Source organism: Candidatus Symbiopectobacterium sp. NZEC151, assembly GCF_025962655.1.
Lineage (GTDB): Bacteria > Pseudomonadota > Gammaproteobacteria > Enterobacterales > Enterobacteriaceae > Symbiopectobacterium.
Map to the genome: position 1 here is coordinate 573,983 of NZ_JAGFPE010000002.1, position 14,446 is coordinate 588,428.

Below are 14,446 nucleotides of genomic sequence, written 5' to 3' on the forward strand. Positions count from 1 at the left end.
CTATTTATTGCCACCCTATTTACCGTAAACGCGGGCGCTTTGCCGCACCGACAGAGGCCATTTCGAGGGCTGCTAATACCTTTACCGCATCCCCGACCAACGAAATCCCCAGCGACTGGGCCACTAATGCGCAGCATTCCCCGTTTCGCACCCGCTGAGCGCCAAAAGTATCAACCGCGATCATCTCCAGAAAATGCATCGCACTGTGGCAGTGATGAATACCCTGCTCCCACGCCACCCGATAGCAGGGTTCTCCCTGCCGCACTCGCGCCCCGGCGACCGTCTTCACCGCAATGTTCTCCAGCGCACACATCGCCGAAAATAAAGGACTGATGCCGTGTTCTCTGGCGACCAATCGGCAGGACTCACCATTACGTACCCGTTCTCCGGCACAGGCGTTTACGGCGATCATCTCTAACATATCCATCGACTCATACAGCATGCAAATGCCATGATCCTCTGCCACTTGCAGGCATGACTCACCGTTGCGCACCCGTTCCCCTGCCCGTCCCATCACTGCGCACTTTTGCAATGCGTTGAAAGCGAAACTGTCAGATTCAATCCCGTAGTTCTCCGCCACGGCATAACAGCATTCGCCGGCATAGACCCGCGCGCCAGCCTCACCATCAACCGCCAGCATATTCAGTCGATGCATGAGTACGCTACGGTCAGGAATGCCATGCGCCTCGGCCACTGTCTTGCATGATTGCCCCGCCAATACGCGCTCTAGTGAAACCGCCTCTGCCAACCAGTCATGCCTGCCAAGAGAAAGGGATTTCCAGCGTTGATAAAACGCCTGACGCAACGCGTGTTGCACGGCGAGGGGACGTTCCCGGTTATCCCCGATGAAGCGCGCCACCGGCACAATATCTTCAGGTTGAGAAAACGGGTTAACCTGAGTAATGCGACTTACGCAGGCATTGGCCGCCAGTACTGACAAGGCAGGCAAAGCACAACGGGCAGACGGCACCGTGGGCTCTGCGCCATCGTTGCTGACGACGATAACCTCTTGCAAGAGTCGTAGCGGCTGCGCTGCCAGCCTATAGCCAAAAGAGACGTTGGAAGGAAAGCGAAAAGACGCATTATTGATAGGGCAGAGATAATCCGAAAGCATCTGGGGCATCCTGAAACGGGAGTGGCGTATCCACCGAAAAGTAAGTTTCGGACAAATACACCAGGTTGCCGTTAATAAAACGCGCTAATCAATGACTTTGCGATGCGGTCTCTTGCCAACGAGGAATAAAGATACGCACGGTCAATCCCCCGTGAGGGCCGTTATCTGCCTCAATATGCCCCCCGTGCGCCATCACCACTTTGCGGGCAATCGCCAGCCCTAATCCATAGCCTTTGCCGGACTGCGGCGATTCGATACGAATAAAAGGATCAAAGATGCTGGATAGCTTATTTTTCTCCACCCCCGGGCCCTGATCGGTGACACAAAGCAGCCACTCGCGCTCGGTGCCGCGCAGGTCTACCTGCACCGTCTGCTCACGGGTTGAAAAACGCAGCGCGTTGCGCACGATATTGTCCAACGCGCGCCGCATCAGCTCGGCATTCCCTTTTACCGTGTGATCCTGCTCGGTGTCCGCCTCCAGCAGAATGGTGACGCCCGGTACTTGCGCCTCATAGCGCGCATCGTTTACCACCGCATCAACCAATCCGTACAAATCGAAGTAAGACTCATCGACCACCTGATGCTCGGCCCGTGATAGCGTCAGCAGTTCGCCGATCATTTTGTCCATGCGCGCCGCTTCACCTTCAATGCGCTGCAACGAAGTGTCAATATTAGCGCGGTTTTGGTGCGCCAACCCGATGGCCAGCTGTAAACGTGCCAGAGGGGAACGTAACTCATGTGACACATCATGCAGCAGTTGTTCGCGGGAACTCACCAACACCTCCAGCCGCTCGACCATGGCATCAAAATCCCGCGCCACGTCGCTCAACTCATCGTGGCGTCGTTTCATGTCCGGCAACAGGCGAATGGATAAATCGCCCTGTGACACACGGTCAAAACTGGCGCGCAGGCGATTGAGCGGCCGGGTCAGGTTCCAGGCCAATACCCCACTGAACAGCAGGCCACCTAGCCCCGCAACCCACACCAACGGCTCGGGAATATTGAGTATCAACATCGGACGCGGCGCGTAAGTTTCATCGCGTAAACGCTGGGCGTCAAAAGAGACCCAGTAGCGCTCGCCATTGGGCCCATTGACCACGTTGACAAGCGGCATATGCCGATCGCTCCGATGGTTTTGCTCATCCTCGTGCGGCCTGGGGCCAGCGGGAGGCGGAACCTCTCTGGCAGGCGGTTCACGCCACGGCGCAGGTGGCTGAGCCCATTTATCGGCCTCCATTGGCGTGGTAGACACACGCAGAAAACCGCGTTCCTGTGGCGGCCACTGGGCTTCCAGTGCCTCCAGCGCGGGCTGCCCGCCCTGTTGCAACGCCGATTGCGCCATCGACAATTGTAACGATATCAAGCGCTGGATCATCGCCTCTTCCGGCGGTGCACGGTGCCCGCCGTCATACAGCGTGAACCCCAACCACAGCAGTTGCGATATCAGTAAAAACGTCAGCCAGAAGCCAAACAGAATTTTCCAGAACAAGCGTCCCTGCATCATCAACGAATCCGATATCCTACGCTGCGCACGGTTTCAATGGTCATGGTGCTGCCCGGCAGGTCGGCTAGCTTTTGCCGAATGTTGCTGATATGCACATCGACGCTGCGATCGTAGGCTTCACGCTGCCGTCCCAGACATTTTTCCGACAGCTCATCCTTGGAGACCACGCGCTCGCACGCGCGCACCAGCAGTTCCAGCAAATTGAATTCGGAGGCGGTTAAATCAAAGGGACGTCCTTTCCATTCACTGGTGCGCGTAGCGGGGTTCAACACCAGTTCGCCTAACGCCGCCGCCCCTTCACTTTCCTGCTTTTCCGGGCGTTCGTCATAACGGCGTAGCACCGCACGCAGACGCGCCACCAACTCACGGGGGAAACAAGGCTTCGGCATATAATCATCAGCCCCCATTTCCAGACCAATTACCCGGTCAATGTTGTCCCCCTTGGCCGTCAACATGATAATCGGCAACCGGCTCGCCTTGCGCACTTGGCGTAACACATCAATACCGCTCATGTCCGGCAACATCACGTCCAGAATCATGGCGGTGTAATTTCCTGACAGCGCGCTTTCAACGCCCTCTTTCCCTGTCAACACGCGCGATGCGGCAAATCCCTCAGCGCTGAGATACTCACAGAGCAGGTTGCCCAACTCCACATCATCATCAACCAGCAACAGCTTCATACCTTGCTCCCCTTGGCGGTTCTGGCGGCTATTTTCGCGTTTAATGCGCCTTTTCGCAGCCATCTTTACTGAATTCTTACCTTCCATAGCACTAAATAGGCGAGATCGGGTCAGAGAGTCAGGGTAAAGTAACGGCTTTGCTCTACGCGGTTAGCATCACCCAGTCAGACGTCGATACCCGGTTAAGACGTCAACACTCGATAAGGATATTCAACTGCTCATGCCTGCTCGTTTTTTGTCATTACGTACATCGCTACTGGTACTGGCTGCCATCGTTGTTCTTTATTTCAGCTATAAGCACTTTTTCGCCGCCCCGCCACCGGTGAACTACATTACCGCCCCCGTGGAAACCCGAGATATTGAGCAGACTGTCCTGGCGGATGGCACCATTGAAGCGCTCAAACAGGTCAGCGTCGGTGCTCAGGTGTCAGGGCAAATTAAAGCGTTGCATATTGCACTGGGCGACAAGGTGACCAAGGGGCAGTTGCTGGCGGAAATTGATGATTTAACGCAGCAGAATACGCTGAAAGACAGCGATGCCGCCCTGAAAAACATTCAGGCGCAGCGCGCTGCCAAGCAGGCTACGCTGCGCAACAATCAGCTTAGTTGGCAGCGTCAGCAAATGCTAATGCAACGAGGCGTGGGTGCTCAGGCCGATTATGACAGCGCCAAGGCCACGCTGGATGCCACCACCGCTGATATTGCCGCCCTCGATGCACAAATCGCACAGGCGGAGATCGCCACCAGCACCGCCAAGGTCAATCTGGGCTATACCCAAATTACTGCCCCGATGGATGGCACCATTGTCGCCATTCCCGTGGAAGCGGGGCAGACCGTCAACGCGGCGCAAACCACCCCCACCATCGCCAAAGTGGCGAACCTGAACACCATGACGGTGAAAGCGCAGATTTCCGAAGCCGATGTGGTCAACGTAAAAGTCGGCATGCCGGTCTGGTTCACCATTCTGGGTCAGCCTAGCAAGCGCTATCAGGCCACGCTGCGCGCTATCGAACCGGCACCGGACTCCATCAACGACGAGACCACCAGTTCATCGAGCAGTTCCAGCAGCAGTAGCAGTTCTTCAACGTCCAAGGCGATTTATTACAACGGCCTGTTTGATGTCGATAACCCGGAAGGCACGCTGCGTATCTCGATGACGGCGCAGGTGTATATTCTGCGCGCCGCGGTGAAAAACGCGCTGGTGGTGCCCGCCACGGCGGTACAGCAGCTCAATGGCAAAACGGTGGTGCAAGTGGTTAATGCACAAGGGCAACGTGAATCGCGCGACGTGACCGTTGGCATTAACGACAACGTGCATACCCAATTACTCACTGGCGTCAGCGCAGGTGAACAGGTGATCATCAGCCAGCAACCGGGTTCTTCATCATCAACGGCGCGCCACCCCGGCCCGCCGCCGATGTAATGGGAGCTAACGAATGACTCAACCTTTATTGACGCTATCGGGAATCTCACGCCGTTTTACCAACGGAGACCAAACGGTCAACGTGCTGAAAGCGATAAACCTGACGATTCATGCGGGCGAGATGGTCGCTATCGTTGGGGCCTCCGGCTCCGGTAAGTCGACATTGATGAATATTCTCGGCTGTCTGGATAAAGCCTCCGACGGGGAATACCGGGTTAACGGGCAAGCGGTAGCGACGCTCGACAGCGACAGCCTGGCCGCACTGCGTCGGGAGTATTTCGGGTTTATCTTTCAGCGCTACCATTTGTTGGGCGATCTTTCCGCACAGGGCAATGTCGAAGTCCCCGCCATCTATGCCGGGCGCGACCGTACCTCGCGCCAGCAGCGCGCAGCGGCACTGCTGCACCGCCTCGGACTGGGTGAACGCCTGAACTATCGCCCCAGCCAACTTTCCGGCGGGCAACAACAGCGCGTCAGTATCGCGCGCGCGCTGATGAATGGCGGCCAGGTGATCCTCGCGGATGAGCCAACGGGCGCGCTGGACACGCACAGCGGTAACGAAGTGCTGGCCATTTTGAAAGATCTGAACGCGCAGGGGCACACCATCATCATCGTGACCCACGACATGCAGATCGCGCGCCACGCCGGACGTATTATTGAGTTACGCGATGGCGAAGTGATCGCGGATTCAGCCAGTGCAACGCCTCCTGCTGAGACTGTGCCGCAAGAGAACGCCAGTGCCAGGCCCGCCTCACGGCTGCTGCAAGCGCGCGATCGTTTTATCGATGCCTTCAAAATGGCGCTGCTGGCGATGAACGCTCAGCGCATGCGCACCTTTTTGACCATGCTGGGTATCATTATCGGTATCGCTTCGGTGGTATCGGTGGTTGCACTGGGCAAAGGCTCGCAGCAGCAAGTGCTGGCCGACATCAGTGCCATGGGCACCAGTACGCTGGAGATCTACCCCGGCGAAGATTTCGGTGACCGACGCTCAAGCGCCATTCAAACGCTGCGTGCGACAGATATCGAGCCGCTGGCACAGCAGCCCTACGTTCACAGCGTGACGCCGTCCGTCGCCACCAGCGTCACGCTACGCTATGGCAATATTGCCGTCACGGCCAATGCCAACGGTGTAGGAGAGCAGTTTTTCACCGTGCGCGGCTACAGCGTGGCGCAAGGGATGATTTTCCCGCGCGCCAGCGTGGATAATCTGGCACAGGAAGCGGTTATCGACCAGAACACATTGCAAAAACTGTTTCCCAACGGGGAGAACCCTATCGGCGAGGTGATCCTGCTGGGCTCGCTGCCGGTACGCATTATTGGCGTGGTGGAAAAAAACAGCAGCGGTTTTGGCAGCGATGAAAACCTCAACGTCTGGGTGCCCTACACCACGGCGATGAAACGCATGATCGGGCAGTCCTACCTGAGAAGCATCACCGTCAGGGTGAAAGACAACGTGGATTTAAGCGTGGCGGAACAGGGCATTACCCAGGTTTTGACCCAGCGCCACGGCAGCAAGGATTTCTTTATTTTCAACACCGACAGCATTCGTCAAACCATTGAGAAAGCCACCACCACGCTGGCGCTGCTGGTCTCCGCTATTGCGTTTATTTCGCTGCTGGTCGGCGGTATCGGCGTGATGAACATCATGCTGGTGTCGGTGACTGAGCGCACGCGGGAAATTGGCGTGCGCATGGCCGTGGGCGCGCGCGCCAGCGATATCATGCAACAGTTTTTAATTGAAGCGGTGCTGGTGTGCCTGCTCGGTGGCGTGTTGGGGGTTTCGCTGTCGCTGCTGGCGGGTGCGGCATTCAGCCACTTCTTCAGCAGCTTCTCGTTGATCTACTCGCCAGCCTCTATTGTTGCCGCATTCCTGTGCGCCAGCCTGATTGGGGTGATTTTTGGCTTCTTCCCCGCCCGGCGCGCCGCTTACATGGAGCCGATACACGCGCTGGAACGGGAATAGCGTTAGCCAAATACGCCGGTGGACAAGTAACGATCGCCACGATCGCAGACAATCGCGACGATCGTGCTGCCGGGATTTTCCTGCGCCACGCGCAGTGCTCCCGCCACCGCACCGCCGGAACTGACGCCGCAGAAAATACCTTCTTCCTGCGCCAGGCGCCGCAGCGTGGTTTCCGCCTGTTGTTGGGTAATATCCATCACACGGTCAACATACTGGGGCTGGAAAATTCCCGGCTCGTATCCCGGTGTCCAACGGCGAATACCGGGAATATGACTTCCCGACGCCGGTTGCAAACCGACGGTGCAGATGGATGGGCGTTGCTGTTTCAGGAAGCGGCTGACGCCAGAGAGCGTGCCGGTAGTGCCCATCGCAGAGACAAAATGGGTGAGCGCGCCTTGCGTTTGCTGCCAGATTTCCGGTCCCGTGGTGATAAAATGTGCCAGCGCGTTATCCGGATTGTTGAACTGGTCGAGTACCTTGCCCTCCCCGGATTCTGCCATCTGGCGCGCCAGATCGCGTGCGCCTTCCATGCCACACTCAAGACTGACCAGCACTAGCTCTGCCCCATAGGCGCGCATCGCCAGTTGCCGTTCACGACTCATGTTCTCCGGCATCAACAGACGCAGACGATACCCTTTCACCGCAGCAATCATCGCCAGTGCAATGCCGGTATTGCCGCTGGTGGCCTCAATCAGCCGATCGCCGGGGATGATTTCGCCGCGCCGTTCGGCCTGCTCCACCATAAAACGCACCGGGCGATCTTTCACCGAGCCAGCCGGATTGTTGCCTTCCAGCTTAAGCCAGACCTCACTATCAGTATCCTGCGTCAGCCTTTGCAGCTTGATGAGCGGCGTATTGCCAATTGTGTTATCCAGCGTACTCAACGCATCTCCCCTACCTACTCAAAACGAAAATGTTACAACGCGAGCAGTTTTTCCAGCGAAGGGGCGAAGAAATAGCTGCCGCTAACGGCGCGCGTGAAGCGCAGCATCTCGTCACGTTTGCCGTCGCGATCGCCAAACATGCTCAGTAATTGCTGTTCAATATTATGCAAGCGCGCGCAATAGGCAATAAAGTAAAGACCATGTTTGCCGCTGGCCGTGCCATAAGGCATGCTCTGGCGCAAAATTTTCAGCCCTTTACCCTCTTCCTTAAGATCAACCCGGCTCAGGTGCGAGGTGGTCGGACGCTGTTCTGCCGGGATCTCTTCGTTGTCCTGCTTGGTGCGGCCGATCATCTGCTCCTGCTGCTCCACGCTAAAGCGCTGCAACTGCTTGAGATTATGCTCCCAGCGTTGCACAAACACATAGCTGCCGCCCGCATCCGGTTGCTCGTCGGCGATAATCGCCACGTCGCGCCGCGCATCGCCCTGCGGGTTCTCTGTGCCGTCGACAAACCCGCTCAGATCGCGATCTTCGACCCAACGAAAACCGTGCGTCTCTTCTTCAACGCGGATCGCGGAACCAAACGCCGCCAATGCCGCCTGAGCCAGGCTGAAATTGACATCGTGACGCAAAGATTGAATGTGCAGCAACAGATCGCGCTGCGTCGCCGGTGCCAGCCCTTTGCCCAATGGGGCAAAAGGTTTCAACTCAGCAGCCCCTTGTGCGCAATCAAGATCGCGCCAGACATCATGACCAAACGCCAGCGTCGCCCCCAGCCCAGCATCGGGAAAACGCGCCTGCAACTCTTGCAGCGACTGGCAAAACTTTTTGCATCCTTGGCGGATAGCATCAAACTCGCCCTGAATCATGGCTTCAATAAAAATGGCAAAACGACGGTGCTCAAGCAAAATTCCGCTCTGTATCTGCGTCACTTCTGGCTTCCTCATGTTTTAATTATCTGCTTTTATCGTTTTTTGGCACTACGTGGCCTAAGGCGCTCATCATACCGCATTCACGGCAATGTGCTTTGTTCAAAAACAAAGGACGAAAATAAACCCTGACAGGGAAACGCTAAAACGTTGGCGCGTTACCGCGCCAAGCCAAAGAGGGGGGATTTAAGAAAGGACGGGACGATGAAATCAGCCACGCGCTGTTGCGTGCCAGATGATTTTGCTGACGTGCCAGGATTGCAGAATATCATCAGAAGGCATTAAGCCTTCCGGGCCGCTCCAGTCGCCAGAGTAAAGATAGCTGACGTGCTTGCTCTGCGATTCAACGCACTCTACGCTGCCGGCATCATCCCCTTGAGCAAGCTGGCAGACCTCGAAGGCCTTGCTGTAATGGGCGCTGAACGCATCCCCAATTTTCACGCCCCATACGCTGGCAATATTCGCATCCATCACTTCAACGCGATTGACCTGCGCTTTAGGCTTACCGCTAATCACCAGCTTGATATCATTGCCATCCAGCGCCTGATAGAACGCCGTGATCTGGCCGTTAGTGGTGCCCATGCCACTGCGCAAACGGTAGTTACCGTTCAGCGCCTGATTGATCGGTTCTTGTGCCAGCGGTGTACCGCCGTTAAGTCCGCCAACGCCGGCATCCGACACCTCTATTTTGCTGCCAAACCAGTTGAACGGCGACAGGCTGGACCAGGAAAAGTTGGAGAGCGCGCTACATCCCGTCAATAAAGCGGCGGCCAGCACACAGGGAACAACCAACTGAACGGAGCGAAACCTCATAACATAAATTCCTTTAACAGTGAGCGGCACCTGCGCCACCCCACGATCGTCTGCGTGAGAGTTTGAGTATCAGGCCAGAGAAAAGTGCCGTACAAGAGGGCAAGATTATCGTTGATTCTCACGGTGAGGGGAAGTGTGTTGCCTGAGGCGTTGGCGACACGGCAGGCTCGCCCGCCAGTGTGTATGCAGCCTTGTTACAGCGGCAAGGCAGACTCAACCTCATGCTGGAAAACATAAGGATCGGACAACAGGCCAAACTGTTCATCGTCAGGATAGGTGACGGCGACATGATAGTCTTCGCCCGCAAACGCTTTTACTGCCTCAATATCCTGCCAATAGGTGGCGAGAAAGAAATGCTCCCAATCGCCTTGCGTAACCCTTTTTACCGCGGCCCCCAGATTGCCCGGTATGCGTTGGGAATGTTGAATGCCTGTGACATCAAGGTGTGCGGCAAATCCCGCTGCATGCACAACGGGAACGCATCCGTGCCAAGTTCTTACGATCATTTCTCTGCTCCAGCAAACGTGATGCAGATAACGTAACCGAAGCGACGCACCACAGAAAGGAATAATTGCCTGCACATCGGCCATCGAGACATGACTTTCGAAGGAAGGCCTGAACGGCCTTCCCTCTGGTTGATGGCGTTATCCCGCCGTCGCCGAGCGAAACACCGTGAGGTCATGGTGATGCGGGAACAAATCGTCCAGCTCACGCTGGTGGGTAATGGCGATCACGGTACAACCCGGCAGTGTCTGTTTGAGTTCACTCAGCAACGCACGCGCCGCAGCGTGATCGAGACTGCTGGTAGCCTCATCCAGATAGAGCGTATCTGGTTTAGCGATCAACGCACGCGCGAAGGCCAGACGCTGCTGTTCGCCACCGGAAAAGATGCGATCCCAGTTATGCCGTTCGGTCAAACGATCGCACCACTCACCGAGGCCAACCTGCTCCAGGGTGTGCTGCATTATGCTGATATCCTTAAGCGGTGGGTGCGGGTAACACAGCACCTCCGCCAGCGTCCCCTGGCCCAGATAGCTCTTCTGAGGCAACAGCAGCGAGCGGCCCGCCTGAGCTTGCCACTGCCCTTGATAGTAGGGCCACAGCCCGTTCAAGGTACGCAGCAGCGTCGATTTTCCCAATCCACTGGGCCCGGAAAGTTTGCTCCAGCTTCCCGGCGCACAGTGCAGCGCCACATCGTTTAATAGCGGAGTACCCTGCGGTGTGGCAAACGACAGATTCTCGATACTCAGGCATTCGCCCACGTCCGGTGCCGCCTGCTGCGGCTGGTGGCGATCAATTTCCTGCTTGAACTGGATTAAACGCTGGATGCTGGCGGAGAGGATGGTTATCTCCACGTACATGTGAATAAACCAGCTAAGCGCGCCGTGCACCTGAGCAAACGCGCTGCGGATCTGCATCAAGCCACCGAGCGTTACCGTTTTCGATAAAAAGGCAGGCAGCGCGGCAAAAATAGGCACAATCAGGCTGACACGCATATAGCCGGAGGTGAAGAAGCCCATATTACGCTTCGCGTCCATCAGTTGACGCCAACTGTGGGCGACCTCGCTAAAATGGCGCGCCAGATAGGTTTTTTCCTGCGCTTCGCCGCCATAAAGTGCGATCTGCTCCGCATTGTCATGCTTGCGCAACAGCGCGGCACGAAAATCCGCTTCGGAGCGCTGCCGAGCATAGCTGATGCCGTGCAACTTTTTCCCCACCACGTGGGTAATCAAGGTGCCCAGTACGGTGTAGATAATCACCACCCACACCAGATAGCCGGAGATCGCCCACTCACGGCCAAACAGGGTAAAACGCTGCACGCCAGAGAGCTGCCAGAGAATGGCCATAAACGACGATAGCCGACCCGCATTGATGATAAATGCGACCACCATGCTGACCAGCTTATCGGTGAACAGATTGATATCTTCGGCGATACGCTGATCCGGGTTGTCGATTTTCCCGGTTAACGACATGCGATAAAAGGTGCGCTGTGCCAGCCAGCTATCAACAAACTGCTTGGTCAAGGCGCTACGCCAGCGGATCACCAGCAAGCTGGTAAACCAGTCCTGATACACAAAAATACCGATATAGAGCAGGATGTAGACGCTGTACTCTTTCATCAAGCCGAACAGCTTGCTGCTGTCGTAGGTGCCGAGCGTGTCGTAAAACACCCGGCTCCATTCGTTGATCTGCACGTTGAGATAGACAATACCGAAGCCCATGACTACGGCAACGGCCAGCAGCGACCAGGCGCGCCAACTGCGCCATCCGCCCCAGAACGGGCGGCACAGTTCCCATAATGCGCTCATAGGGCGGCATCTCCTGGCAACGCGCTGTCTGCGGCGCTGTCCGGCGTTACCGCGTCTTCACGCGGCAATGACAGCAGCAGCACCCGATTAGCCGGATTGAGCAGTTTGCCTGCCATCGCGCGCACCCCGTCTAACATCACCGCCTGTGCAAGGTTTGCCACTTCGCTCAGATAACGCGGATCGCCATAGTGGCGATCGCTCAATATCAAGCGCCGCTGCTGGGTGGTGAAATCGTTATGACGCCCTTGCTCTGCGCGGATAAACTGCTGGCGCTGCTGTTCAACATCTTCAGCGGTAATCAACTGCGGCAAGTTCGCCAGCACCTGTTCGGCACGCTGCCACAGCTCATGGCCCCGTTCAGGAGAAGCGGTAAAGCTTATCTCGGTCTCGATGCGCTGGGCTTTGTCTGCCAGCTCGCTGTCGAGGCGCATGCGGTAAATACCCAGCGCCTCATCGCGCAGGCTGTTTTTCAGATATTTATTTGCCAGATTGCGCGCAATGCTGACTTGTACTGCCGCCTGTGGCGTCCAGGGTTGTTCGGTGTAACTCCAGGCCCGCACTTCTGAGCGCGGCTCGATATTCAATGCCACGGTGGATTCGCGCGTGCCAGCCAGTGCCAGATGCGGCGTGACGGCAGGTTGGCTAGTGCGCGGCAATGATGCCAGATAACGTTCCACCAACGGCAAGAACGTCTCCGCCGGTTCGTTCGCCATCAGGTAATAGGTCACTGGCGCACTCACTGTCTGTTGCCATTGGTTTAGCAACATCGGCGCGGTCACCCCACGCAACTGCGCCTGAGTCGGTTCCTGATACGCGGATTGCCCAAAGCGCAGACGCGTCACTTCCCGCTGACGCAGATCGCCCGCAGACTGGCTGCGGTTGGCGCGCTGGCGCATCAGCGATGCCAGACTGTCTTTCATAACGCTGGCGTCAACACCCGCCTGCGTGTTCATTGCATGATAAAGCTGGAACAGCGACTGCGCCTGTTTAAGGGTAGCCAGACCGGTAATCTGCAACTCATCCGCGCTTTGGCTGACATTGAACGACACCGCTTGCGCTTGTTTCCAGTCGCGCAAATTCTCCGCACGCCAGCCCAGAGGACCACTCTGCGCCACAATCTGGCTGGCAATTTGCGCCTGCCACGGGTTGAGCGATTTCGCCATAAACCCGGCATTGCTGTAGGCCGACAGGTAAAACTTGTCGCGCGCCAGCGGTGTACGCAGGTACACCACGCGATCGCCGTTAGCAAGCTGCCATTGCTCCACCTGCTGCTGCGGGAAATGCTGCACCGCCGTGCGTTTACCCGCTGTGGTGACAGCAGGCAGTTCCGGTACCATTTTCGCTAACGGCAGTGGCGCAGGCGCAAGCTTAACCGCTCGGGCCTTTTGCTGCTCAACGGTTACCGCCGTTGCCGTCGGTAAGGTAAACGGCCCATCGCCAGGCACGCTGAATTGCACCAGCGTATCCGGCGCATCCAGCCAACGCTGTAAATGACGATTCACGTCTTGCGGCGTGATGGTCGGCAGCAGCGTCAGGGCATCACGGCCAATCTGCTGCGTGCTGACATAGGGTTTACTTTGCAGCCAGCCCACCGAGAGTTGCTGAACCCAATCGGCAAACTCGCGTGATTCCACATTGTCAGCCATGCGATTGGCGGCTTGCCGGATATCGTTTTTAAGCTCGACAATGTCGCGCTCGCTAAGCGGATAGCGCTTCACGCGTTCGATCTCTTGCAGCAGCACCGGCAATGCGGCCTGATGCTCACCGGGGATCACATCGGCAAAAAAGCCAACTGCGACGGTGGTTTTGCCAATATCCGACTTACGCACCACCAGACTGTTCACGCTGTCCGGCAGGTGCTCGCTTTGGCGGCGCAATTGACGCTGCAACGCGTTGGTGGCAAGCTGATCCAGCAAGCGGTGACGCATGCCTTCCTCACCGATCTTTTTACTCTGCGGATCGTTGAGACGAAACACAAAGGCAATCTGGCTGGCACCGCTCTCGCTGTCCTGCAAGCGCACCACGTTTAGCTGTTTTTTCAGCTGCGGTTCGTAGTAGTTGCGGGTAGGAAGCGTCGCGCTAGGCAACGCGCCAAACTGGCGGGCGATCTCCGCAACCACCTCTTGCGGAACGATATCGCCAATCACCATCAGGCGCATATTGGAAGGGTGATACCAGCGCTGATAGAAGTCCTGCAACTGGGTGGCGGGCATGGTGGTGATGGTCGCTTGCGTACCGATCACCGGGCGATCGGGATAGCGCGACCCCTGGCGTATCGCCTGAACCCGCTGCTGATTCATACGCTCGGCGACGCCCAGCTTACCGCGCCACTCCTCCAGAATAATTTTGCGCTCATCGTCCAGATCGCTTTGCAGCAGGCTGGCGTGCCCGACCATTTGGCTCAACGCCGCCAGCGCCAGCGGCAGATCGCGCTTGCCAGCGGGCGGGCTCATCATGTATTGGGTGCGTTCATAGTTGGTCATGGCATTGTAATGCTGAGCGCGAATCCACCCCTTCTGGTGCAGCATGTTCGCCACGCCGCTCGGGTACGCGTCGCTGGCGCGGAACACCATGTGCTCAACCATATGCGCCACGCCGGATTGCGCATCAGTTTCATCCACCGATCCGGCTTCCACCGCCAGCCGGATATCGACGCGCTGTTTCTGACCTTCCAGCGGCACCAGCGTGTAGTGCAGGCCGTTCGGCAACGTGCCGGTGGTAATGTGCGGCAACGGACTTTTTATCTCTGCCGCCGAAAGGGCGGCGCTGAAAAAAATCGCGCCCGCCAGCCAATAGCTCACTGTACTTTTCATTATTTTTCTTC

General features: G+C 57.0%; 11 protein-coding genes. 2 read left to right on the top strand and 9 right to left on the bottom strand.

Annotated elements, in window-relative coordinates:
• Positions 1-19 precede the first annotated feature (19 nt).
• The 3 genes from J5067_RS10705 to J5067_RS10715 all read right to left on the bottom strand — a co-directional run bounded on the left by J5067_RS10705 (position 20) and on the right by J5067_RS10715 (position 3,298).
• Positions 20-1,114, bottom strand: coding sequence for a hypothetical protein (locus J5067_RS10705; protein WP_264651084.1), 1,095 nt, complete (start codon positions 1,112-1,114; stop codon positions 20-22).
• Positions 1,115-1,202: 88 nt separating this feature from the next.
• On the bottom strand, positions 1,203-2,621 hold the full coding sequence (locus J5067_RS10710) for an ATP-binding protein (protein WP_264644246.1): 1,419 nt from the start codon (positions 2,619-2,621) through the stop codon (positions 1,203-1,205).
• Complete coding sequence (locus J5067_RS10715; protein WP_264644378.1) at positions 2,618-3,298, bottom strand: response regulator transcription factor; 681 nt, start codon at positions 3,296-3,298, stop codon at positions 2,618-2,620. Before J5067_RS10715 ends, J5067_RS10710 begins: the two co-directional genes overlap by 4 nt.
• A 220-nt stretch (positions 3,299-3,518) precedes the next feature.
• Here J5067_RS10715 and J5067_RS10720 point away from each other — a divergent pair, with 220 nt between their 5' ends.
• Positions 3,519-4,721, top strand: coding sequence for an efflux RND transporter periplasmic adaptor subunit (locus J5067_RS10720; RefSeq protein ID WP_264651085.1), 1,203 nt, complete (start codon positions 3,519-3,521; stop codon positions 4,719-4,721).
• Positions 4,722-4,734: 13 nt separating this feature from the next.
• Positions 4,735-6,687: a MacB family efflux pump subunit gene (locus tag J5067_RS10725; protein WP_264644244.1), complete on the top strand. Its 1,953-nt coding sequence runs from the start codon at positions 4,735-4,737 to the stop codon at positions 6,685-6,687.
• A 2-nt stretch (positions 6,688-6,689) separates the two neighbouring features.
• Here the strand turns inward: J5067_RS10725 and cysM are convergent, their stop codons facing one another.
• The 6 genes from cysM to J5067_RS10755 all read right to left on the bottom strand — a co-directional run bounded on the left by cysM (position 6,690) and on the right by J5067_RS10755 (position 14,435).
• A complete protein-coding gene (cysM, locus tag J5067_RS10730) occupies positions 6,690-7,571 on the bottom strand; it encodes a cysteine synthase CysM (protein WP_264651086.1) in 882 nt (293 codons plus the stop codon).
• 32 nt (positions 7,572-7,603) lie between these two features.
• Entirely contained in the window at positions 7,604-8,503 is a 900-nt protein-coding gene (locus J5067_RS10735; protein WP_264651087.1) for a Dyp-type peroxidase, read from the bottom strand.
• 207 nt (positions 8,504-8,710) lie between these two features.
• Complete coding sequence (locus J5067_RS10740) at positions 8,711-9,313, bottom strand: RpoE-regulated lipoprotein (protein ID WP_264651088.1); 603 nt, start codon at positions 9,311-9,313, stop codon at positions 8,711-8,713.
• 194 nt (positions 9,314-9,507) lie between these two features.
• Positions 9,508-9,819, bottom strand: a complete 312-nt coding sequence (locus J5067_RS10745; RefSeq protein WP_264628484.1) for a hypothetical protein — start codon at positions 9,817-9,819, stop codon at positions 9,508-9,510.
• Between the two features lie 138 nt (positions 9,820-9,957).
• Positions 9,958-11,622: an ABC transporter ATP-binding protein/permease gene (locus J5067_RS10750; protein ID WP_264651089.1), complete on the bottom strand. Its 1,665-nt coding sequence runs from the start codon at positions 11,620-11,622 to the stop codon at positions 9,958-9,960.
• Positions 11,619-14,435 carry a M16 family metallopeptidase gene (locus tag J5067_RS10755; protein WP_264651090.1) on the bottom strand — a complete coding sequence of 939 codons (2,817 nt, stop codon included), beginning with the start codon at positions 14,433-14,435 and terminating at the stop codon, positions 11,619-11,621. The genes J5067_RS10750 and J5067_RS10755 overlap by 4 nt, the downstream gene beginning before the upstream one ends.
• Between the last annotated feature and the right edge of the window lie 11 nt (positions 14,436-14,446).

Bases quoted from the DNA above. Each gene is read 5' to 3' on its own strand.
- J5067_RS10715 (WP_264644378.1), bottom strand. From the start codon at position 3,298: ATGAAGCTGTTGCTGGTTGATGATGATGTGGAGTTGGGCAACCTGCTC.
- J5067_RS10755 (WP_264651090.1), bottom strand. From the start codon at position 14,435: ATGAAAAGTACAGTGAGCTATTGGCTGGCGGGCGCGATTTTTTTCAGC.
- J5067_RS10745 (WP_264628484.1), bottom strand. From the start codon at position 9,819: ATGATCGTAAGAACTTGGCACGGATGCGTTCCCGTTGTGCATGCAGCG.
- J5067_RS10725 (WP_264644244.1), top strand. From the start codon at position 4,735: ATGACTCAACCTTTATTGACGCTATCGGGAATCTCACGCCGTTTTACC.
- J5067_RS10705 (WP_264651084.1), bottom strand. From the start codon at position 1,114: ATGCTTTCGGATTATCTCTGCCCTATCAATAATGCGTCTTTTCGCTTT.
- J5067_RS10720 (WP_264651085.1), top strand. From the start codon at position 3,519: ATGCCTGCTCGTTTTTTGTCATTACGTACATCGCTACTGGTACTGGCT.
- J5067_RS10750 (WP_264651089.1), bottom strand. From the start codon at position 11,622: ATGAGCGCATTATGGGAACTGTGCCGCCCGTTCTGGGGCGGATGGCGC.
- J5067_RS10740 (WP_264651088.1), bottom strand. From the start codon at position 9,313: ATGAGGTTTCGCTCCGTTCAGTTGGTTGTTCCCTGTGTGCTGGCCGCC.